This window comes from Variovorax brevis, from assembly GCF_030317105.1.
GTDB classification, from domain to species: domain Bacteria; phylum Pseudomonadota; class Gammaproteobacteria; order Burkholderiales; family Burkholderiaceae_C; genus Variovorax; species Variovorax brevis.
The window spans coordinates 620,609-645,830 of the sequence record NZ_JASZYG010000004.1; the positions used below are offsets into that span (position 1 = coordinate 620,609).

6 protein-coding genes are annotated in these 25,222 nt (G+C 67.9%); 5 read left to right on the forward strand and 1 reads right to left on the reverse strand.

Features of this window, described 5'->3' with window-relative positions:
- The first annotated feature begins 35 nt into the window (after positions 1 to 35).
- From QTI66_RS15805 to QTI66_RS15825, 5 genes are all read left to right on the forward strand, one after another.
- On the forward strand, positions 36 to 1,529 hold the full coding sequence (locus tag QTI66_RS15805) for an MDR family MFS transporter (protein ID WP_286560893.1): 1,494 nt from the start codon (positions 36 to 38) through the stop codon (positions 1,527 to 1,529).
- Positions 1,530 to 1,878: 349 nt separating this feature from the next.
- Complete coding sequence (locus QTI66_RS15810) at positions 1,879 to 3,453, forward strand: phospholipase D family protein (RefSeq protein ID WP_286560736.1); 1,575 nt, start codon at positions 1,879 to 1,881, stop codon at positions 3,451 to 3,453.
- 80 nt (positions 3,454 to 3,533) lie between these two features.
- Positions 3,534 to 4,481 carry a hypothetical protein gene (locus QTI66_RS15815; protein WP_286560737.1) on the forward strand — a complete coding sequence of 316 codons (948 nt, stop codon included), beginning with the start codon at positions 3,534 to 3,536 and terminating at the stop codon, positions 4,479 to 4,481.
- A gap of 215 nt (positions 4,482 to 4,696) precedes the next feature.
- Positions 4,697 to 23,401, forward strand: a complete 18,705-nt coding sequence (locus QTI66_RS15820) for a leukotoxin LktA family filamentous adhesin (protein WP_286560738.1) — start codon at positions 4,697 to 4,699, stop codon at positions 23,399 to 23,401.
- Positions 23,398 to 25,065, forward strand: coding sequence for a ShlB/FhaC/HecB family hemolysin secretion/activation protein (locus QTI66_RS15825; RefSeq protein ID WP_286560739.1), 1,668 nt, complete (start codon positions 23,398 to 23,400; stop codon positions 25,063 to 25,065). The genes QTI66_RS15820 and QTI66_RS15825 overlap by 4 nt, the downstream gene beginning before the upstream one ends.
- Here QTI66_RS15825 and QTI66_RS15830 read toward each other — a convergent pair.
- Positions 25,034 to 25,219 (reverse strand): hypothetical protein, encoded by a 186-nt coding sequence (locus tag QTI66_RS15830; RefSeq protein ID WP_286560740.1) that lies wholly within the window; start codon positions 25,217 to 25,219, stop codon positions 25,034 to 25,036. The two genes, QTI66_RS15825 and QTI66_RS15830, sit on opposite strands and share 32 nt — an antisense overlap.
- Positions 25,220 to 25,222 lie beyond the last annotated feature (3 nt).

A 25,222-nucleotide genomic window follows, 5' to 3' on the forward strand; every position in this document is an offset into this window, starting at 1 on the left:
GCACGACCTCGCACGCCGGCATTGCACACCGCGGGATGATCACCATCTCGATCATGCTGGCGACGATCATGCAGGCGCTGGACACGACCATCGCCAACGTCGCACTGCCCCACATGCAGGGCAGCCTGCAGGCCTCGCAGGACCAGATCACCTGGGTGCTGACCTCCTACATCGTGGCCTCGGCCATCGCGCTGCCGCTCACGGGCTGGCTGTGCGGGCAATGGGGGCGACGCAAGGTCTTCATCATTTCGGTGGTGGGCTTCACCATTGCATCGGCGTTGTGCGGGGTGGCGAGCTCGCTGGTCGGCATCGTTGCGGCGCGGCTCTTGCAAGGGGTGTTCGGCGCGGCGCTGGTGCCGCTGTCGCAGGCGGTGCTGCTGGACATCAACCCGCGTGAAAAGGTCGGCCAGGCCATGGCGATCTGGGGCGCCGGCATCATGGTCGGGCCCATCCTCGGGCCGCTGCTGGGCGGCTGGCTCACGGAGAACCTCGACTGGCGTTGGGTGTTCTTCATCAACCTGCCGGTGGGCATCTTCGCCTTGTGGGGCATCGCGCGCTACCTGCCGGAGAGCCGGCCGCAAGGCGAGAAGCTGGACATCTTCGGCTTCGTGACGCTGAGCCTTGCCATCGGCATGCTGCAACTCTTTCTTGATCGCGGCGAGCAACTGGACTGGTTCGACTCGTGGGAAATCAAGCTCGAAGCCGCTGCCGCGCTGATCGCCTTTGCCTTCTTCGTGGTGCACACGTGGACGGTGCAGGGCGTGTCGTTTTTCGACCGCGACCTGCTCAAGGACCGCAACTTCGTCACCGGCCTGCTGTTCGCCTTCATCGTGGGCATGATCCTGTTTGCGACGATGGCCTTGCTGCCGAGCTTCCTGCAGGGCCTGATGGGCTATCCGGTGGTTTACACCGGCGCGGTGACGGCACCGCGGGGCATCGGGACCATGATCGCGATGATCATCGTGGGCCGGCTGGTGCAGCGCTTCGACGTGCGCGCCATCATGGCCGTCGGCTTCACGCTCACCGCATTCTCGCTGTGGCAGATGACGCGCCTCACGCTGCAGATGGACAGCACGCTGATCGTCTTCTCCGGCTTCGTTCAGGGGCTGGGCATCGGCTTCACGTTCGTGCCGCTGTCGACTGCCACCTTCGCCACGCTGGCGCCGCGCCTTCGGCACCAGGGCACGCCGGTGTTCAGCCTGCTGCGCAACATCGGCAGCAGCGTGGGCATCTCGATCGTGCAGGCGCTGCTCACCGAAGGTTCGGGCAAGGCGCATGCGGAGATCGCTGCGACGCTGGTTCCAGGCAACCAGGGGCTCATCAACCTGCCCTCGCTCATGAACCCGGGCACGCTCAGCGGGCTGGCGGTGCTCAACAACGAAGTCACGCGACAAGGCGCGCTCGTCGGATACCTGGATGACTTCGGGATCATGATGGTGATCACGGTGGTGGCGATTCCGCTGCTGCTGTTGATCCGCAATCCTCGACGCCAGCCGAGCGCAGAGGCTGCGATCGAAGTGCCGCACTGAACGGACTTGCTCCTCTCCCCTCCGGGGAGAGGCTGGGAGACGGACCTGCTCCTCTCCCCTCCGGGGAGAGGTTGGGTGAGGGGCACCGGGCCGTGGATGAGCCTGCGCACCATCAACCGCCCGGTGCCCTCACCCCAACCCTCTCCCGGAGGGAGAGGGAGTAAAGACGGACTTGCTCCTCTCCCTTCCGGGGAGAGGTTGGGAGAGGGGCACCGGGCCATGGATGAGCCTGCGCACCATCAACCGCCCGGCGCCCTCACCCCAACCCTCTCCCGGCGGGAGAGAGAGTAAAAAGGGGGTCACACTAGAATTTGCGAACCTTCGTTGACCTGGAGTTGCCGTGGTGCCCATGCATGCCGTTCGTGCGTTCCTTGCCTGCACCCTGGTGCTGCTCTTCACGGGCTGCGCCAGCTTGCCAAGCCAGGATCAACGCACCGAAACCCGCGCGCTCACCAACACGGCTGACACCGGCCTCGGCAAGGCAGTGCGCGGCGAAACGTCGCAGCATCCGGGCAAGTCCGGCATCCACGCCCTGCCGGTCGCCAACGAAGCCTTCGCGGCGCGCATCCTGCTCGCGGAATCGGCCCAACGCACGCTCGACCTGCAGTACTACATCTGGCACCGCGACACCACGGGCGAACTGCTTTGGGAAGCCGTGTGGGCGGCCGCCGAGCGCGGCGTGCGCGTGCGCGCGTTGATCGACGATGCCAACACCAAGGGGCTCGATCCAATGCTCGCCACGCTGGACACGCACCCCAACATCGAGATCCGCCTGTTCAATCCCTTTGCCAGCCGCAAATTTCGCGCGAGCGGCTTCATCACCGACTTCACGCGGCTGAATCACCGCATGCACAACAAGTCGTTCACGGCCGACAACCAGGTCTCGATCGTGGGCGGTCGCAATATCGGCGACGAATACTTCGGCGCGAACATGGAAGTCGGCTTCCAGGACCTGGACGTGATGGCGATCGGGCCCGTCGTGCAGGAGGTGTCGGATGAATTCGACCTCTTCTGGAACAGCGCGTCGGCCTATCCCGCGGCCAACATGCTGCCTACAGCCCCATCCGACGGCGTTGCGCAACTGCGCGCCGGCTGGAGCGCCGTGCACGACAAGCCCGACGCGAAGAACTACGTCGCCGCGACACGCCAGACGCCGCTGGTGCAGCAGGTGGCCCAGCGCAAGGTGCCATTCGAGTGGACCACGGCGAAGGTGCTGCATGACGATCCCGCGAAGGCACTGAGTTCATCGGACCGCAAAGACCTGCAGATGCTCCCGCGGCTCGAACAGGCCCTGGGCAAGCCCGAGACCGAACTCGACCTGGTGTCGCCCTATTTCGTGCCCGGCAAGGAAGGCACGGCCGGACTGGTGACGCTGGCCAAGCGCGGTGTCAAGGTGCGCGTTCTGACCAACTCCCTGTCGGCGACCGACGTCGCGCCGGTCCATGCGGGCTACGCAAAATATCGCAAGGAATTGCTCGAAGCCGGCATCACCGTCTACGAACTCAAGCCCGGCGCGGCTGTGCCCTCGCTCAAGGAGGATGACCGCTCCGGTGGCGGCCTGCCCGGTAGCGGCAGTGGCAGCGGCGGCGGTTCCGCGGCGAGCCTGCACGCCAAGACCTTCGCCTCGGACCGCAAGCGCATCTTCGTGGGCTCCTTCAACCTCGACCCGCGCTCGGCGCGCCTGAACACGGAAATGGGCGTGGTCATCGACAGCCCTGTGATCGCGAACGGGCTGGCGACCCAGCTCGACAAGCGCCTTTCGAACGAGGCCTACCTGGTGCGCCTGAAGCCTGACGGCAGCATCGAATGGGTCGAGGGCAGCGCCACCGGCGACAAGGTCTTCGCCACGGAACCGGGAAGCAGCGGCATGCGGCGCCTGTGGGTCGATTTCCTGGGCGTGCTGCCGATCGAGTGGATGCTCTGACAGGCACCTGCGCGACTGTGGTGCAGGCGTCCTCGCGCCTAGAATTTTTGGCATCTTCCCGACCGACCCGGACGCCACTGATGACCGCACCCTTTTCCGAAGCCCCTTCCCTTTGCGGCGCCCTGCGCCAGCCGCGCCAGATGCTGGCCGACCAGAAGTACGACGGCCACAAGTCCATTCACGACGACGCCATGGCCGAGGGCCTGGGCCTGCGCGCCGGCCCCATCGAAGGACCGACGCATTTCAGCCAGTTCGATCCGCTGCTGTTCCACGTGTTCGGCCCCGCCTGGTTCGAGACGGGCTGCATCAGCGCGCACTACCAGAACATGGTGGTCGAGGGCGAAGAGGTGCGCGCCTTCGTCACGCCCGTGGCCGGCCAAAGCGATTTCGTGCGCATCCACGCCGCGAAGCGTGACGGCACGCCGGTGCTCATGGGCACGGCGTCGGTGGGCGATGCCAGCCGCTTCGCGCACGAGATCCCGCAACGCATCGCCAAGTTGCGACCGGCCGCGGGCTTGGTCATCAATCGCGACCTGAAGGTGGGACAACGCGGTGCCACCGTCGAGCGCATCCGCATGGGTTTCGACCAGCACATGGGCGACCACTACCCCTTCACGCTCGCAGACAAGCTCAAGGTGATCACCGAGCCCAGCCCCTGGTACACGCGCGAGTCGGGCCACACGTCGCCTTGGGGGCGCGCGATCATCCCGACGGAGATGATCAGCGTGCTGCTCGGCTCCACCTCCGGCGAGTCGGGGCTGAGCGGCCGCAAGCCGGCGGTGGGCCTGTTCGCGGGGCAGCAGATCCGCTTGGTCAAGGGTCCGCTGTTCGTCGACCAGGACTACGAACTCGAACGCGAGATCGTCGCGCTCAGCGAAAGCGCGCGCACGGAGTCGGTGTGGATCCTCACCAAGGTGTTCGACGCATCGTCACGCGAACTCGTGGCCGAGATGATCCTCAATGGCGCGGTGATGAAAGCGTCGTATCCAGACTACGAAGCCGAGGCACGCGAGTTGGGACTGGCCTGAGGGCATTTGCCCCGCCCGCCCCCTCAAAACGCCACGCCAAGGCCCCTCAACGGGCGCCTCACCGGCGTTCTTAGGTACTTTCCAGAAGCCTAAAAATGTATCAAAAAGTTCATCTCGTTACTAGAATGTAACGCGATGTTGCCGTCCCGGTGACACCCGCCCCGCGGCGTGCCTCCGGTTGCTGATGCGTGCCGCTCCGCTTCTGGAGACTTTGCATGCACAGCCACTCGTCCATGAACCGTGTCTACCGTGTCGTCTGGAGCGACGCGCTGGAAATGTGGGTTGCGGTGGCGGAGAACGCGAAGGGCCGCTCCAAGGGCGGCAGCCGCAGGCGCCGCGTGGCGGCGTTGCTGGCGGCGCTCACCGGCGTGGCCATTCCCTTGGTGGCGCGGGCCGGGCCGGCGGACAACATCGTGCTGGACGGCCGCACGCAGACCACGCTGACGACGCCATCAGCCCATGTGGTCAACGTCAACACGACGACGGTCAACGGGACGAACGCCTTCAACGCCTTCTCGAAATTCGGCGTGCAGGCTGGCGACACCGCCAACCTGTACCTGCCGACGGGCGCGAGCAACCTCATCAACATCATTCGCGATGCGCGCACGGACATCTACGGCGTCGTCAATGCGATCAAGGGCGGCGCCATCGGCGGCAACGTGTGGTTTGCCAATCCGCATGGCGTGGTGGTGGGTGCGGGTGGCGTGGTCAACGTGGGTTCGCTCACGGTCACGACGCCGACCAGCGCCTTCGTACGCGACTTCTTCACGTCGAACAACAACCCCAATCCGTCGTCGGTGACGCAACTGTTGAACGGCACCGCGCCGGTCAATGGCGACGGGGTGATCTCGATCCAGGGGCGCATCAACGCGATCAACGGCGTGACGCTGAGCGCAGGCGCCATCAACGTCGGCGGCGCCATCTACAGTGGCGCGGCCTTCCAGGGAACGGCGCCGGATTTCTCTGATGTGGTCAACGCCAACGGCCTGGACGTGGCCACGGCGATGGTCAATGCCGACGGACGCATCCGCATCGTGGCGCAGCAGGTGCAGGGCGGCACGGCGGCCGTGTCGCTCTCCGGCGCGCAACTGGTGGCTAACGACGTCGAACTCGCGGCAACGTCGACCCGAACGGATTCGTCGCTGGCGGTGTCCAGCGGTGTGGAAAAGGCGCTGGCCACGGCCAGCGTCGACATCCAGTCGAGCCAGGTCTACGCCAGGCAGGACCTCACGGCCAACGCGGCCGCCACGGTCACGACGGGCACCTACACCCTGCCCGTGGCGGTCACGGTGCAGCGCGCTGGCGCCAGCGCTTCCGTGAACGTCGGCGGCAGCAGCACGATCGAAGCCGGCCGCGATGCGACGCTCGCGGCCACGTCCGCCGTGACCACGCACGCGGCGCCGACATCGGCGCTGGCCAATCTCGCCGGCGATGCAGCCGTGGCGGTATCCGACGTCACCAGCAGCGCAAAAGTCCGCGTCACCGACAGCGCCGACCTGAAGGTCGCAGGCCATCTCGGACTCGCCGCCAGCAACACGGTGAACACCACGTCGATCGCCGACGCGACAGCCGCTGGCAGCAACGCCGCGGGCGCATCGGTGGCGGTGAGTCTTGTGGACAGCACGACGTCCGCCGTCGTGGATGGCGCTGCGCGCATCAGGGCCGGTGCGCTCGACCTGTCAGCGACATCCGCCAACACCGCGACCGTGACCGCAAAGGCGTCCGCGCAAGGCGCGAAGGAAGACGCGGGCGGCCAGAGCGAAAGCAGCCAGACGCTGGCCAAGTACAAGGACAACGCCAGCACCACCGACAACGCGGACGGCGAAGGCATCAAGGTCGCGGGCGCGGTGGTCGTGAGCGATCTCAAGAGCAGCACGCAGGCCTACCTCGCCTCGACGCAGGCAGCGACCGTCACCGGCGCGGTCAACGTCCAGAGCCAGGCGGGCAGCACCGTCGACGTGAGCGCCGACAGCAGTGCGACGGGCGGCGCCAATGGCGTTGCGGCGGCCGTGGCCATCAACCTGGCGAAGTTGAACAACGACGCCCATGTGGCGCAGTCGCTTCAGGCAGCGAGCCTGAACATCGGCGCGACGATGGCGCCCTCGGTGGGCTCGAACGACTTCACCACTTCAGCCGTGTCAGGCGCGGGCGCAAGCAATGTCGGCGTGGCCGGCGCACTGGCGGTCAACGCCATCGACAGTGCAACGACCGCCGCATTGCGCAGCGGCGCCAACGTCACGATGACGGGCACGGCGGGCGACGTGTCGCTCCACGCCGGCGAAGCCAGTTCGAGCAGCGCAAGCGCCAAGCCCGCCGACGGTCCCACGACCGGCGACAAGGTTGGCATCGGCGCATCGGTGGCGGTCAACGTCGTCGGCTCGCGCACGGTGGCGCAATTGGAAGACGGCGCGCAACTCGGCGGCGCACGCGACGTGAGCCTGTCCGCCATCAGCACGCACACGGTGAAGACGGAAACCGAAGCCGGCTCCGAAGGCGGCATCTCGATCACGCCATCTGCTGCCATTTCGCTGGTCAACAACACGACGCAAGCAACGCTCGGCACCAGTGCCAGCGCATTGACGCTTGGCGGCGACTTGTCGCTCGATGCGGAGCAAAGCGCCACGACCGAGACAACCGCCAAGGGCAGCGCAGTCGGCGGCAAGGCGGCGATCGGCGCGGCGGTCGCGGTCGCACTGGTCGATGACCTCGTGCAAGCAGACACCTCGCGCGCCATCGTGGCCAACGGCACGTCGGGCGCCGGCAAGGGCAAGGTCACGCTGAAAGCCCAGGGCGCATCGGCCAGCACGGTCAGTGCAACGGCCAGCGCCAGCGGTGGACATGAAGCCGGCGATGCCGGCGCCACGGATGCCGGCAGCGGCAAGCCGAAAGAAGACGGCAGCGTCGACGACAAGGTCGGCAAGCAACTCACCCTCGGCAAGAAGAAGCAGACGGCCAACCAGGTCGGCGATTCGAAGCAGCAAGCCTCGACCAGCGATGGCGTGGATGCGCAGAAGAACGGCGGTGCTTCGGCCAGCAGCAGCGAAGGCCAGGTCGCAGTGGCGGCGGCCGTGGGCGTCAACATCCAGAACTCGACGGCACGCGCCAAGGTGCCGGTGGACGTGACGTCCGCAGGTGCGCTCACGCTGGCCTCGTCGAACAACACGGACGCGAAGGTCACGGCCGACGGCAGCGCCTTGCCGCAGGACGACGGCGATCCGGCCACCAAGATCGGCATCGGCGCTGCCGTGTCGGTGAACAAGGTGGCCACGGTCAACGAAGCATTGATCGGCGGGCAGGCGCACATCCAGTCGCAGGGCCTGTCGCTCTCGGCCGGCATGACGGATCTTGCCGGCGACACGACCCACGCCATCGAGACGCAAGCCAGCGCAGGCGCGGGCGGCAGCAGCATCGGCGTGGCCGGTGCGCTGGCCTTGAACCTCATCGATACGAGCAGCCAGGCGGCAGTGCAAGGCGGTGCCGTCGTCAATGCAGGCAGCGGCTCGGTCGATCTTTCCGCGGAGAACAACACGCGCATCAGCGCGAAGGCCGCGCCGGTGGACAAGGGCGCGAGCGGCGGCACGGTGGGCATCGGCGCCTCGGTGGCGGTCAACGTCACGGGCAATCGCAGCACCGCCGAGATCGAGGACGCGGCCAGCGTTGCGACGACCGGTACCGTGTCGCTCGATGCCAAGGCCTCGCATGAAGCCACAAGCGAAGCCGAGGCCGGCGCGTCCGGCGGCATCGCAATCACGCCAGCGTTGGCGCTGGCGATGCTCAACAACACGACCAGCGCACGCATCGGCACGGGTGCGGCGCTAGGCAATACGGCTGGCGTGTCGGTGTCGGCCGCGCAGTCGAACCTCACCACCACCACCGCCAAGGGCAGTGCGCAGGGCGAGAAGGCCGCCATCGGCGCGGCCGTCGGCTTGGCGCTGGTCAACGACAGCACCAGCGCCACGACGGAGCGCGACATCCTCGCGGCGACCGGCGACGTTCGCCTGTCCGCCACATCGTCCTCGCAACACACGACCGCGGCTAGCGCCAGTTCCAAGGGCGGCAAGTCCGACGACGAAGCCGGCAAGACGGGCAGCGACGGCAAGAAGCAGGAAGACGCGACGGTCGACGACAAGACAGACGGCCAGCTCGCCTACGGCAAGCAGCAGCAGGCAAAGAACAAGGTCGGCAGCAGCAGCCAGCAGGGCGCAACGGGCAGCGCGGCGGGCAACAAGCAGTCGGCTTCATCGAGCGAAGGCAAGGTGTCGGTGGCCGCAGCGGTCGCGGTGAACGTGATCGACGCGCAAGCTGTTGCATCGGTCGGCAACGGACGAACGGTGTCCACGAGCGGTGCGTTCGCAGCCAACGCGAACGGCCAGACGGATGCGAGCGCCTCATCCGACGGCACGGCGGTCGGCAAGACGGCGCAAGTCGGCATCGGCGCCGGCGTGTCGGTCAACCAGGTGAACTCGTCGACGACGGCCCGCGTGGGGCAGGACGCGTCGGTGAGCGCCAACGGCATCACCATCGACGCCTCGATGACGGATGTCAGCGGTGACCAGCATCATGACCTTGGCGCCAAGGCGCAGTCGGGCGCAGGCGGCAGCAAGGTCGGCATCGCCGCATCGCTGGCGCTCAACATCGTCGACACCGCCAGCCAGGCGCTGGTGGGCGACCGCGCAAGCCTCGATGCCAACGGCGGCGATGTGTCGCTCAACGCGCACGACGCATCCAGAGTCGTGGCCGAAGCCACACCCACTACCAAGGGCGGCGCATCAGGCGGCAACGTCGGCGTGGGCGCCTCGGTGGCGATCAACATCATCAACTCGACGGCCGCCGCGCACGTCGGCACCAACGCCGCGATCCACAACGCCAACGACCTCAAGCTCTCCGCGACGAACGATGGCGACAGCGAAGCGCTCGCCACCGCCGGCGCGGCCGGCGGCAAGCTGGCCTTCGACGCGGCCGTGGCCGTGGCCACGCTTAATCAGACAACGCGCGCCGACATCGCATCGGGCGCCGCCATCAGCACCGGCGGCGACGTGGCCCTGAACGCCAGCAGCAGCGGTACACACACTGCCACCGCCAAGGGCGAAGCGAAGTCCGGCACGGCAGCCGTGGGCGCCGCGGTGGCCGTCCTCACCAGCGACAGCGTGACGCAGGCGACGCTCGACCGCGACCTTTCAGCCGGCGGCAGCTTCGACATCGCCGCCGATGCCACGCGCGCCTACACCTCCGACGCGACGGCCAGCGCAGGCGGCTCGCAATCCGACAAGACCTATTCGGACAACAAGACGCAAGCCGACAGCTCGCAAAGCTCGAAGACCCTCGACAAGAGCCAGACCAGCCAAAGCAACAAGGGCACGCAAGGCGGCGGCAAGGTCGCCATCGCCGCCGCAGTCGGCGTGAACGATCTCGACGACGACGTGCAGGCGGGCGTGACCGGCGGGCGCACGATCTCTTCCGGCGGCGCGATGAACGTCAGCGCCCACAACGACAGCAACTTCAGCGCACGCGGCGCGGGCGATGCCGTCGACCCCAAGACCAAAGTCGGCGTGGCGGTGGGCGTGGGCATCAGCATCGCCAACAACAGCACCAGCGCGACGCTGGACGACAACACGCACGTCACCAACGCCGGTGATCTCGGCGTGTCGGCGGAGTCAACGCAGAACACATCGCCCGACTTCGCGCGCAAGCTCGCGGCCGAAGGCGTCGCGGGTGCGGGCGGCAACAAGGTGGGCGTGGCGGGTGCCTTCGCCGTGGTCGTTTCCAACGCGCAGACGGTGGCCTCCATCGGCAACAACGCGCGCATCGACAACGCGGGCGCCATCAGCATCGACGCGACCAACACCAGCATGCTCGGCGCCAAGGCTTGGGCCGGCGCGGTGGGCGGCAACGTGGGCATCGGCGCTTCCGTGGCCACGGTGATCTCCAACAACACCTACAAGGCCACGCTCGGAAGCGGCGCGCTGGTGAACGCGGACAGCCTCGCGCTCACCGCGGAGAACAAGAAGGTCAGCATTCCGGGCGTGTCGCTGCAGGTGAGCAACGTCGACGACGTCAAGAACCTGCCCGACCGCCTCACCAGCGGTCCGCTGATCGGCGGCACCAACTACTACACCGAAGCCGTGTCCGGCGCGGCCGGCGACAGCGTGGCCGTGAGTGGCGCGGTCGCACTCAGCGTGTTCACCGACACGACCGAGACAGCCATTGGCAGCGGCTCGACCGTTACCACCAGCGGCAATGTCTCGCTCAACAGCCGCAACGACACCGGCGCGACTTCGCTCGCGGCCGGCGCATCGGTGGCCGGCAAGGTGGGCGTAGGCGTGTCGAGCGCATCCGTCTCGAGCGAGAACAACACCAGCGCGCACATCGATGCCGCTGCCAACGTCACGGGCACGGGTGGCATCCAGCTGGCCGCGCAGAACGTGCAGGACGTGAAGCTGGTCGGCTTCAGCGGCGCGGTGGGCGGCAACGTCGGCGTGGCCGGCGTGGCCAATGTGCTGGTCGCGAAGAACATCGCGCAGGCCACCGTGGCCGACTCCACCGCGACGCGTCTTCGCACCGGCGGCGACTTGAGCTTCAACGCGGGCAACGCGCTCTCGGTGTTCGACATCGTGAGCGGCGTGGCCGTGGGCGGATCGGTTGGCGTGGGCGTGGCTGCCGCCGTGCACACCATCGAGAACCAGACGCGCGCGACGCTGGGCCAGGGCGTGCAGGCGCACGTGGCCGGCACGACCCGGCTCGACGCCAGCGCCAGCGAAAACTTCCAGACCTTCGCCATCGGCGCAGCGGCTTCCGGCTCGGTGGCCGTGGGCGGCGCCGCCATCGTCAATGTGCTGAACGCGGCGACGCAGGCAACGATCGGCGACAACGCGCAAGTCAACAAGGGCGATGCACTCAACCAGCAAGCCGTGAGCGTCAACGCGAGCGACGACACCACCGTGTTCGACGTGGTGGTCGGTGCGGGTGGCGGTGGCTCGGTGGGCGGCGGCGCGGCCGCCGACGTGGGCGTGATGTCCAAGACCACGCAGGCACGCATCGGCAGCGGCGCATGGGTCGAGGCGGGCCGCGACGTGAACGTGCAGTCCACGTCCAATGAAGACATGCGCCTGACCAGCATCGGCTTCGGCGTGGGCGGCTCGGCCGGGCTCGCAGGCTCGGCTGCCGCCTATGCGCTGACGACCGGCACCGAAGCGCGCATCGACAACGGCGCCACCGTGCGTGCCAACGGCAATGCCGTGGTGTCGGCCGATGGCCGCACGGCCGTCGACCTGATCGCCGGCAGTGCGGCAGGCGGTGGTTCCGCAGCATTGGGCGCAGCGGCCGGCGTGGTGGTGCTCGACAAGACCACGCTGGGCAGCATCGGCAACGGCGCTTCGGTGCAGGCGCTGGGCAACGGCGCAGCGGTGCAGGCGGCGACAGGCCACTACGACATCAGTTACGGCGCCAACATCACCGGCGACGGCCGCGTGAGCAAGAGCGACCTCGCGCCGACCGACGCCGAAGGCAACGACATCAACGGCCGCGACGCCTTCCTCGCACTCACGAAGCAGCGCAACGCCGCGCGCCAGACGCAGGCCGTGAACGGCTTGGCCGTCACCGCCACCAACAGCGACAGCGTGAAGGCCTATGCCGTCACCGGTGCGGCGGCAGGCGCTGCAGCCATCACTCTGGGCGCCAACGTGTCGACCATCGACACCTCGACCCACGCGGTGATCGGCGACAACGCGCAGGTCAACACGGCCGGCGGCACGGCCAACGGCGTGCAGTCGGTGCGCGTGGCGGCGGGCAACGAACAGTTCCACCTCGGCCTGGCCGGTGCGGCATCGGGCGCGGGTGGCGCCGCGATCGGCGCAGGGGCCGACGTGTTCGTCGCGAAGAACGACACGCTCGCCAACATCGGCAGCGGCGCGCAGGTCAAGGCCGCGCGCGACGTGCAGGTGCTCGCCGAAGGCCAGACGCAAGTGCTCGACATGGGCATCGGCCTGGCCGTGGCGGGCAGCGTGGCGGTGGCGGGGTCGGTGTCGGTGGTCTCCATCGCCGACAAGACGCAGGCATTGATCGCCGGCGGCAGCACGCGCGTGGACGCCGGCGGCAACGCACGCGTCGCAGCGCGCGACGACACGCAGACCAACATGATCGCCGGCTCGGCCGCCGCTGGCATCGGCGTGGCGGGCGTGGGTGCGGCGGTGGGCGTCAGCAGCATCACCAAGGACACGCAGGCCGGCATCGGCGATGGCGCGACGGTCAACGCGCTTGGCAACAACACGGCCAACATGACGGCCTACAGCGGTGCGAGCGACAGCGCCACCGTGAACGACGCGCGCGGCGTGCAGGTGCAGGCCACGTCATCGGAAGACCTCTTCACCGTGACCGCCAGCGGTGCGGCCGGCTTGTACGCCGGCATCTCGGGCGCGATCTCGGTCGAGGCGGTGCGCTCGGACACGCAGGCTTTCATCGGCAACAACGCGCGGATCAACCAAACCAACACCGGTGCCAACGCGGCGCAGGACGTCAACGTCTCTGCGCACAACCAGCTGACGTCGCAAGTCATCACCGGCTCGCTCGCCTTGGGCGCCGGCGCACTGGCCGGCGGCGTGGACGTGGGCACGACCAACAACCGCACTGGCGCCACCATCGGCAACGGCGCGATGGTGCAGGCGGCGCGCGACATCCAGGTGAGCGCGCTCGCCAGGCAGGACTACGAGACGACCGTCGTCAGCGGCGCGGGCGGCCTCATCGGCCTCGCGGGTGGCGTGGCGGTGTACTCGGTCGGACAAGCCATGGGCCAGGACGCGAAGGACCAGCTTTCGCACGAAGGCAACGACCGCAACGTCAACGAGGAAGCCGACAAGCAGGCCGGCGACGACACGGTAGGCAAGATGTTCGCCGCGTCCGACGACGCGCACATGCGCGACGTGGGCGGCAAGGCGCAGGCCAGGCGCTCGACAGTCAGCATCAGCTCGTCGCTCAGCAGTTCACTGCCTTCAGGCAACACGGCGCAGATCGGCAACAACGCAGTGCTCAACGCCGGACGCGACGTCAGCGTGAACGCGCACGGCACGCTGGACTTCTCGATGAAGACCGGCGCCGTGGCCGTTGGCGCGCTGGGCCTGGGCGCCGGCGTGGGCATCGCGAGCTTCAACTTCAACAACCAGGCGCTGGTGGGCAACAACGTGTCCCTGAGCGCCAATGGCGACGTGCGCGTGCGCGCCTCGCTGACGGAAAACGCTGCCGCGCAAGGCTTTGCCGGCACGGGTGGCATCGTGGCGCTGAACGCGGCCTATGCCGGGTTGAGCGACGACAGCGTGACGCGTGCGGCCATCGGCAACAACGTCGCGATCCACAAGGCCGATGAAGTCACGGTGAACGCGGCCGACACGCGTTCGCTGGACGCGCAGGCCTGGGGCGCCAGCGCGGGCGCCGTGGCCGGCGGCGCATCTGTTGCGAGCAGCGACATCGACGGCTCGACCAGCGCGACCATTGGCACTGGCGCAGCCATCGGCTCGGCGCCGGGTGACGCCGTGCGCGCACTCACCGTTTCCGCGAGCGGCGACGTGAATGCGCAGAGCCACAGCGTCGCGGCCGCGGCCGGCCTGGGCCTGGCGCTGAGCGGCTCTGTCGCCACGGCCACCGCGGCTCCCAACGTCGATGCCAGCGTGGGCGGCGGCACCATCAAACTGACGCAAGACACCAGCATCACCGCCAACGGCAAGACACGCGCCAAGGCGCAGGCCGAAGGCGTCAACGTCGGCTTCGGCGCATCGGCCGGCGCTTCGGTGGCGACGGCGGATGCCACCTCACGCGTCAACGCCGCGCTCGGCAGCAGCACAACGCTGACGGGCCGCAACCTCACGGTCGTCGCCACGCAGCAACTGAGCGGCAGCGGCGCCGACGTGTGGGCGGATGCGGCCGGCGCTTCAGGCGCCCTCTTCGCCGGCATCACCGCCACCGAAGCGCACGCAGACCACGACAGCCGCGTGACCAGCACCGTGGGCGACAACAGCACGTTAACGCTCAGCGGCAGCGCGGCCGTCAACGCGACCAACAACACGAGCCAGTCCGCCAACGCCTCGGGCCTGGCCGTCGGCATCGTCGCTGCAGGCTCGAATGAATCGAGTGCGACGTCGAACACCGTCACGCAGGCCCTGCTCGGCAACGGCCTGCAGGTCGGCGCGCCCGTCACTTCGCCGGCCACGCTGATGAACTCGGTGCAAGTCAGCGCCGACGGCACCGACCGCAACTTCGCGACCGCGACGTCCGGCAGCGGCGGACTCGTCTCCGGCGCGGCGGCAACAGCGAGCACCGGCAGCACGAGCAACACGCAGGCAGCCACCGGCAGCGGCGACGACGCCCACACCATCGCCGCAAAGGCGGTGCGCGTGCAGGCCACGCACCGCACCGACTACAACGCCACCGTCAACAGCGTGAACGCCTCGGTGGTGGGCGCCAGCGGCGCGCAGGCCAACAACCTGGTGAACGGCACCGTGGCCGCCACCGTCGGCGCCGACGGCCGCGTGTCGGGCAACGACATCGACCTGGTCGCGAGCAACACCAGCCGCAAGGACTGGATTGGCTCCAGCAACGGCGACACCGCGGGCTTCAACATCGACTCGGGCTCGGGCGGCCTCATCGACCTGCCGGCCGCGTCGAGCAACACGACCATCCTGCACGACACGACGGCCGCCATCGGCGCAGATGCCGTGGTGCATGCGCTCATGCCTTCGGCCGGCCGCGCGACCGTCAACATCGACGCGCTCAACGAGATCGTGGCGCGCGACAAGGCCAAGCTCGATTCGGGCGGCGCGATCTCGGTGGCGCAAGCGTCGTCGCGCATCAGCGTGCTCAAGGCCGACGCCACTGTTTCACTGGGCGACGACGCGACGCTGACCAGCGACATCGGCGACATCAACGCCGGCGCACGCGCCAACGTGTCGCTCGACGCGCGCGCATCGGCCAACGTCTACGGCCTGGCCGGCGCGCCTTCGGGCCATGCCGACATCTACTACGCGGGCACCAACCAGGCGCTGGTAGGCAGCAACGCGACGGTGCACGCGGACGACGGCTCGATCATGCTGTCGGGCGGCCAGGGCTCCGACGGCACGCAGACGCGCATCGACGCCAACGCGTCCGTCAACCTGTGGAACAAGACGGCGATTCCGATCAGCATCACGCCCGACCCGACGGTCACCATCAGCAACAACGCAAAGGTGACGCTGGCTTCGGGCAGCAAGGTCGAAGCGGCGGAAGACATCTCGCTCTTCGCCGACAAGGGCATGGTCACCGCCAGCGCCAAGGGCATTGGCAAGGACCTGTACCGCGAGGCGCTCGCGGCGGTGGCCAGCGGCATCAGCAATCTCTTCGGCGGCGGCGACGTGTCCTTCGACGTCACGGGTGGCAGCACCTTCGTGGGCGGCGTGGCGACAGTGCACGTGGACGGCATCGCGATGACCGGCATCAACCGGCGCGCCTCGCTGACCTTCGAGATCGAGCTGATCGACGCGAGCGGCAACCCCGTGTCCACACCGGTCTACGCGCCTGTCTACCAGACCGATGCGAACGGCAACCAGGTGCTGGTGAACGGCAACCCGGTGCAGATCGGCAGCCGCGTGCTGTGGCGCATGAAGTCGACCGCGAGCAAGGGCGTGACCTACTCGGTGGAAATGGGCAAGGGCATCGGCGCCGACATCCTGGAGCGCATCCAGCGCCTGCGCAGCCTGATGGCGCAGTACGCGGGCGACACGATTGCCACGGGCGCCTACCAGTCGGAAATCAACTTCCTGATGTACAAGCTGGTCGAGCTCGGCCTGGCCAAGGGCGCGGAAGACGGCAGCGGCAAGATCATGGTCGACGCGACCACCGGCCAGCCGATCATCAACCCGGGCCAATGGAGCAATCCGAGCCCGCGCGAACTGGCCGAGACGAAGATCAAGCAGTACCAGTTGCAGTTGATGAGCGAGACCGGCAAGGCGACCGGCAGCGGCCAGCTCATCGAGACCACGGCCAGCTCGGCCGCCACCTCCGGCAACCTGATCGGCAGCAGCGCCAACACCATCGCCACCAGCGGCAGCACGCTGGCATCGACCAACAGCAGCATCGACACCAAGCTGCGGACACTCGGCAACTTCAGCGGGACGAACGCCACCTACGTGGCGACCGTCAACCTCATCAACGACAACGCGACGCAGCTGGGCACCATCTCGACGCAGCGCGGCCTGAACGCGACGGACCTTGCGAGCATCACGAGCAAGAACAGCTCGATCGACACGCTCATCAGCGAGATCGGCACGCGGCGCACCGCCATGCAGTCGCTCACCGTGGGCTCGGCGCAGTACAACACGCTGCAAGCCGAGATCGACACGCGGCAAGCCAGCATCAAGACCTACGCGAGCGACATCAAGACGCTGCTGGCGACCGTCGATGGGCGCAACGACCTGATCGACACGGCCGCGAGCAAGATCGCGACGAACAACGCGACGATCAGTGCCAACCAGGCGGCGCTGGCCACGGCCTTCAAGGGCTCGGCCAACGGGCAGGACGCGATCGTCACCGACATCAACAACACGCGCACCAGCACGGCTGCCAACTCCGCGCGCACGAGCATCAGCACGGCAGCCAACACCATCGACACCGAAGCCGGCAAGTTCGACGGCAGCACGGGTTACGTGCAAACGGTCAACACGACCTGGACGGCGCTCGACACGGCGCTGGGCAACAAGGCCAGCGCCAGCACCAACCTCGCACAGGTTCAATCCGACCTGCCCAACCAATCGACCACGCGCGCCAACGGGCCGATTGCCGACTTCATCACCGTCGACGACATCACCGTCAAGCTGGGCAACATCCGCGTGACGGGCGACACGCTCGAAGGCAATGGCAACCTGAGCGCGCCGGGCGATGCGCGCATCGACATCACCAACAACACGCCGAACTTCCTGAAGCTGGGCAACCTGACGGTGAACAGCGACGACGGCGGCACGCTGCGCTTCAACGGCGTGCTGGTGAACTCGACCACCGACATCAACCGGCTGAACGCAGGCGGCACGGGTGCGAGCGACCTCACGGTGCTGACGCGCGACAGCAGCGCGGCGCCCAAGCCGTCCATCAACATCACCAGCACCTACGACCCGAACGGCGCAGGCGTCACGGTGCTGGCGCCGGCGCCGAACATCGAGCTGGCCGGCGACATCAGCAACCTGCGTGGTGCGGTCAACGTGCACAGCGCGGCGGGCAGCATCCTGTCGAACGGCTCGATCCGCGCCGGCTCGGTGGACATCAAGGCCGAGAACGGCGACTTCGTGCAAAGCTACGTGGACAACTTCTTCCACGTGGGCGGCGACGCGGGCTCGATCCAGGACGGCCTCAGCACGCTGGGCAACGGCATCATCGCCAACGGCAGCGTGTTCCTGAGCGCGCGCTACCTGAACATCAACAGCCTGGTGCAAAGCGGCATCGAGAACTGGAGCCTGAACCTGCCAGTCTCGCCCAAGCTCACGGGCACGGCGAGCTTCTTCGGCATTGCACAGTCGTCGCTCGATGCGGCCGTCACCGCGTACAACAACGCGGCCGACGCCACGGCCAAGGCAAACCTGCGCTACAGCTACTACAACGTGGCCGCGGGCCAGGTACGCTACGACGCGCAGCTGCAGCGCCTGGAAGTCGACATGGACTTCGCCAAGGCAGACCGCAACACCACGGACTGGGCCACGCGCACCGCCACCACCGGCGGGCTGTACCAGCTCGTGTCGGACTACGGCAACATTGGCGCGAGCTACGACGTGGTCAACAACCGCTTCGAGCTCGACGGCACGCAGGTGAGCGGCGGCTACATCCAGGCCTACGGGCAGATCATCAACACATCCAGCACCTCGGGCACGCTGCGGGCACTCGACGGCTACGGCCAGATCGCGGTGAACAACCCGACGGGCCTGGCGGTGGTGATCAACAAGCTGGACACCGGCAAGGATTCGACCGGCACCGGCCGCGGCATCGCGGGGATCATCGAGATCACCGACATCCAGAGCGCCAACGTCAACACGCCGGCCATCACCACGATCTACAAGCGCGAGAACGGCGTCATCACGAAGAACAGCGTGGTCGACGCAGGCGCCTCCAGCGGCCGCGCCACCACCTACGCACCGCAGACCGGCTTGCGCTATGCGTGGACCACCGGCACCGACAACTCGACCATCACCTACTGGGAGTTCTCGGGCGCGCAGTACTTCGGCTCCAGCGACCTGCGCAACGCGCCGACCGGCCATGTGGAAAGCCAGTCCGGCCCCTACCTGCTGGACAGCTATCGCCTGGACAACGGCACCTACCTCTACAAGGACACGGGCATCACCGGCACGGCCTACACCTCGACGCCGAGCACCGTGCCCAACGGCCCGGCGCTGTGGGTCAAGACCGACGAATGGTCGACCTGCAACTGGTGGACGCTGTGCATCGCCGGCGACTACCACATGACCTTCACGCAGACGACGCCGACGAAGACCATCACCACCAAGACGCTGAAAGCGGACAACCCGATCCGCATCGAGTTCAGCGGCTACGACACCGGCACGGTGGCAATCAACTCGGCCGCCGACGTGCTGCTCAAGGGCGAAATCCGCAACAGCGCGGGCAACACCACCATCAACGCCGGCAGCGGCGTGACGGCGGCTGCGGGCGTGTCGACGGCCGATCGTTCGATCGTGCAGCTCAACGACACGGCGCTGGTCACGGGCAAGAACATCACGCTCAACGCGACGGGCGACGTGGGCGGCGCCATCGGCGGCAATCCGGCGAAGGCCATCAATGTCGCCGTCAACGGTGGTGAACTGAATGCGACGGCCGGCGTGGGCAACGTCAACATCGACCAGACGGTGGGTGATCTGCGCATCGGCACCATCACCGCCGGCGGCAGTGCGCTGGACGGCAACGGCCGCGTGACCCTCGCGTCGGACGGCAGCATCCTTGCAGCCAGCGCCGCATCGCGGATCCAGGGCGACCGCATCGACCTCAGTTCGCAGGGCGGCAGCATCGGCAGCACGGCCTCTCCGCTGATGGTGAACGTGGGCTACAGCAGTGACCTTTCCAAACGCGGCCTCTACGGCGTACGCGCGTCGGCACAAGGCGACATCGGCATCGAAGCGCAGACGTGGAGCGGCAACGCGAACGGCGACCTGCTGGTCGACACGGTGGTCTCCAACGGCGGCGATGTCTTGCTGAAAACACCGGGCCGCATCATCGACAACAACCCGATCGAGTCGGTCGACACGCGCACCTGGAACGAGTTGCTCGCCTTCTGGGACAACGCAGGCCTTCGGGCCGGCACCACGCAGAACGCCGCCAACCAGGCGCAGGCGATCAAGTCCTTCGAGCAGGGCCAGACGCAGCAGTACAAGCTGTATTGGCAGATGCGCAGCACGCAGGCCGATCCTTCCGTGTACGACGCGGCCTTCCAGTACAAGGCTTCGGCCGCGGAGAAGCAGGCGCTGGGCACGCCCACGGCCATTGCCAACTTCGAGGCGCAGCGCACCGCGCAGTACCACGACCTGAACGCGTCCGTCGGCGGCATCACCAGCAGCTACGACAGCAGCTTCAAGTACGCGGCGAGCAAGCCGGAGCGCGATGCGATCCTTGCGAAGGCGTCCTGGACGGACCGCGAACTGGGCATCTCGATCAGCGCCGGCTTGCTGAAGGATGTGACCAGCACCAACCCCATCGTGAAGAGCGCCAACGTCTCGGGCCGCACCGTGACGCTGCAAGCCGGCACGGCCATCGGCGAGACGCAGGCGGCCGTGGTGGTGCCGACCAACATCGACCCGAAGAACCTGACGGATGAGATGAAGGTGGCGCTGGCCTCGGCCGAGCGCTCCGACGTGGTGGTGACGGACGGCAGCATCACCGTGCTGCGCCGCGCGCCGGTCAACTTCAGCGTGGTCGACGCGCTCAACGTGGCGGTGACGGCGACGCCTGCGGCCGGCACCGACTTCGGCGCGGCCTATCTCGCATCGATGGGCAGTGCGCCGCTGGGCACCATCGACGTGACGGGCGACACGCGCATCAAGGTTCGCGGCGCCATCACCAACGCGCTGGGCTCATCGCCGGCGGTGCAGACAGGCAACCTGGTGCTCGAATCGGCGTCGAACGGCATCGGCTTCGTGTCGGGCGACGGCACCACGCCGGGCACCTCGCAACCGTTGCGCCTCAACCTGCGCGACGGCGCATCGCTCACCGCGCGCGCGGCCGACAACGTCGAGATCAGCGAGCAGGACGACATGAACGTCGACACCGTCTACTCGCGCAAGACGGTCAAGCTGAAAGCGGGTGGCTCGATCAACGACGCGGTGGGCACGAACGAGCTCAACGTGCTGGCGGACAACATCGAACTGACCGCCATCAACGGCTCCATCGGCGGCTCAGGCCTGGGCGCGCTGGGCACGGGCGTGGCCAGCACCGACGGCCGCATCACGGCGACGGCGGCGGGCAACCTGTACCTCAACGGCACCGCCGGCCGCAACTTCTTCCTGGGCGACCTCACGGCCGGCGCCGCGCTGGGCCTCGCGGGCCAGATCGACACGATGCTGGACGGCAAGCTGATCGCAGCCGGCAACGTCGACATCTCGGCGGGCTACGTTCTGACGATGAACAGCACGTCGACCACGCTCTCGACGGGTGGCGACCTGCACCTGCAGGCCTACGAACTGCGAATGGCCGACGGCGCGACGCTGACCGGCAACACCGGCACCGTGCGCATCGACACCACAGGCGACGCGACCATCACCGGCATCTCGACGAACAACGCGACGGCCAACGCGGTGCGCATCACCGCCGGCGGCGACATCCGCGACGGTGGCGACACGCATCTGGACATCGTCGCCGACACCGCACCGGCGGCTGGTCTCACGATGACGGCAGGCGGCGACATCGGCAAGGGCAATGCGCTGGAAGTCCGCTTGTTGAACCTGAACGCATCGTCCGGCGGCGGCGTCGAACTGGCGGTGCAAGGCGGCGTGACCGTCGGCACGCTCACGGCGCTCGACAACGTGGCGCTGGTGGCCGCAGGCACGGTGACGACAACGCAGGTCGACAGCGCACTGGGCAGCGTGGCGATCACCAGCACCGGCGGCGATGTGAACGCCGGCAGCACAAGCGCACACGGCGACGTGACGCTGACATCCGCCACGGGCGCGGTGCAGGCGGACCAGACGACGGCCGGCGGACAGATCGGCATCAGTGCCGCGCAAGACGTGACGCTGAACAACACCAGCGCAGGCGGCAACATCACGCTCACGGCCGGCGGCGACGTGCAAGCCACGACGCTGACAAGCGCAAACGGCAACATCGTCGCGAATTCGGCGACCGGCAACATCACGACCGGCGCGGCAACCAGCACGAACGGCAACGTCGCGCTCCATGCCGCCGCAGGCAAGGTCGACACGGGCAGCACGCAGGCTGGCGGCAGCATCCAGCTCATCGCCGACGCGGGCTCGGTGCAAGCCGACGACAGCCGTGCCGGCAACGCCTTCACGACGCAAGCCGCGCAGGGTGTCACGGTGAACACCGTCAATGCCGGCGGAGACGTGACGCTGGCAGCCGGCGGCGACGTGCAGGCCAACAGCGTGACCAGCACGACGGGCACCATCGCAGCGACATCAGCCACTGGCAACGTGACGACCGCGACCGTCTCCACCACAAGCGGCGACGTCAGCCTGCACGCCAGCACCGGCAACGTCGACGCCGGCACCACGCAAGCGGGCGGCAGCATCACGATGACGGCCAACGCCGGTTCGGTGAACGCGAACGACAGCCTGGCCAGCGGCAACTTCACCGCCAACGCCGCGCAAGACATCTCGCTCGGCACCGTGACCGCAGCCGGCGACATCGCCCTCACCGCCGGACGCGACATCAACGCCAGCAGCTTGACCAGCACCCACGGCGGCATCGACGCCAGCAGTGGCCGCGACATGACGCTCGGCACCGCCACCGCGCAAGGCGACATCGCTCTCGACGCCGGCCGCAACCTCACGGCCGGCCAGCTCACCAGCACCTCGGGCAGCATCGCCGCCCTCGCGCGTACCGGCGACATCCGCGTGCAGGGTTTCGACGCGCATCTGGACGGAACGCTCAGCGCCCCGCAAGGCCAGCCGATCGTCGGCACGGTCAACACCGGCCGCGACTTCACGCTGGTCTCGCAGGGTGACGTGTCGATCGGCAACGGCACCTCCGGCGGCACCTTCTCGCTGACGTCCACCGGCGGCAACGCAACGGCCGGCACGCTGACGGCCAACGGCGTGGTGATGAACGCGGCGGGCACCGTGCATGCCGACCAGCTCAACGTCGCGTCCTTCTTCCGCCTGGCAGGCGACATGGTGAGCGCGAACATCAACGGCGGCGCGACGCCGGTGCGCGGCACCGTCACCGGCTACGACGGCGGCGTGGCCACCAACGTGCTGCTGGCGCTCGCCGGGGCGGGCGGGTTCGACGTCGACAACTTCCAGGCGCGCACCGCCGCGGTCAGCGTGGCGCCGGGCGCCCTCTCGGTCGACAACATGCAGATCGTGGACCGAGCCACCGTGGGCAACCCGATGACGCAAGTCATCGTCGACCAGCACGACCGCAGCATCCAGCCGGGCGCCAACGTGCAGATCTACTCCAACGGCGCGCCCTTCAAGTTCTCCATGTACGACAACCACGTGTTCACCAACGCCTACGTGATCTACCGCGACGCGCAGCACGACCAGATCGCCAGCATGGGCCTGAACCGCAGCGCGGCCGAGTACAGCGAATTGGCCCTCACCGTGGCCAGCGACGCCAACATGAAGCAAGACAACGATGCCCAACCGGGCAAAGAAGAGCAGGCATCGCCTGTGAGTTATTCGGGCCTGCCTGTTTCCCTGGGCAATCAGTGCGGCCTGGTTCCGGAGTGCAAGAAATGATTCGACACAGCGCAGCGGCTTTCGCTGCCCTGGCCGCCTTCCAGGTGGCCGCCCAGGTGAACCTGCCGCCGGCCATCGATGCCGGCGCGCAGCAGCAACGCCAGCTCGACGAAGAGCGGCGCCGCCGTGAAGCGGAACGCGAACTGCCGCAGCCCGCGCAACCCCTGACGCGGCCCGCCGCGCCCGCCGCACCCGCGGTGCCGCGCGCCGACGCCAACGTGCGCATCACCGTCAAGGAGATCCGCTTCACCCGCTCCGACATCCTGAGCGCCGCCGAGCTGGAAGCCATTGCCGCCGACTACCGCGGCAAGCAGGTCTCGCTGGCCGAACTGCAGCAACTGGCCGACCGCGTGAACGCGCTCTACAAGGCCAAGGGCGTGGTCACGGCGCTGGCCACCATCCCGCAGCAGGACGTGACCGAAGGCATCATCGAAGTGCGCCTGGTCGAAGGCCGCGTGGGCGCCGTGAAGATCTCCGGCAACGCGTCCACACGCGACGACTACATCACGCCGCGCCTGGCCTTGAGCGCGGGGCAACTGGTGGACCTCAACAAGCTCGAACGCAGCCTGATCTGGTTCAACGAAAGCAACGACATTCGCCTGCAGGCCGACCTGCAACCCGGCACTGTTTTCGGCACCACCGACATCAACGTGGTCGTGGCCGAACCGCCCCGGCACGAACTGCTGCTCATCGCAGACAACCTGGGCAGCAAGCTCACCGGCGAATGGCGCGGCGGCGTGTCCTACCGCAACCGCAGCCTGCTGGGCCTGCGCGACGAGCTGTACATGTCGTACACCGGCGCGGGCGGGCAAAACAGCGAGGCCGTCAGCTACGCCATCCCCATCAACCACTGGGGCGGCCGGCTGAGCTTTGGCGTCTACGAAGACAAGACGTCGATCAAGTACGGCCCGCTGGCACCACTCAACATCACCGGCACGTCGAACGCCAAGGTGCTGGGCATTCGCCAGCCGGTGTGGATCGACTCGCGCTCGCAATGGACGCTGGTGGGCGGCGGCAAGCAGCGCGTGAGCAGCAACTACATCGATGGCGTCTTCCTCCAGCGCACGGACGACAAGGACCGCAACCTCGGCATCGAATGGAATTGGACAGGCACCGCGAGCACGGTGTCGGCGAGCTTGGTGACCTACTGGATCGACGCCACGACCAACGACGTGCCGGGAACCTTCATGGTCGACCGTGCCTGGCTGCGCTACAACCAGGCGCTGCCGTGGGACCTGGCCCTGCGCGCCAACCTGAGCGGTCAATCGGCGCGGGACAAGAACCTGCCGTCGGCCGAGCAGATCGTGCTGGGCGGCGAAGGCAGCGTGCGCGGCTACCCGGTCGGCAGCGTGTCGGGCGACCAGGGCTACACCGCCACCCTGGAATTGCACCATCCCCTGCCCTCGCTGGCGCTGGGCACGCAGGCGCTGGTGCCCAGTGCCTTCTTGTTTGCAGACTACGGCCGCGTCGAGCCCTTTCGGCCGCCGCAGTCGCTGCTGCCGCCGAGCGAGCAGCTCACCGGCGTCGGCTTCGGCCTGAACGCGGCGCTCGGCAAGAACCTCAGTGCGCGGCTCACCTTTGCGTGGGGACTGGATCGCCTGCCGCCGCCCAATCAGGGACAGCAAAAGCAGGTCATGTTCCAGCTGATTGCCAGCGTGCTTTGACGCGGGCGTCGGGCGGCATCGGCGCGATGCCGGCGGTACGGCCAGTGTCAAACACGGCGCGCGTCTGCACGCCACCCGTCTTCGCGAACGCCGGCATCGGTCCGGCGGCCGCCAGCCAGATCAACCCGATGATGGGCACGACACGCCAGAGCATGGC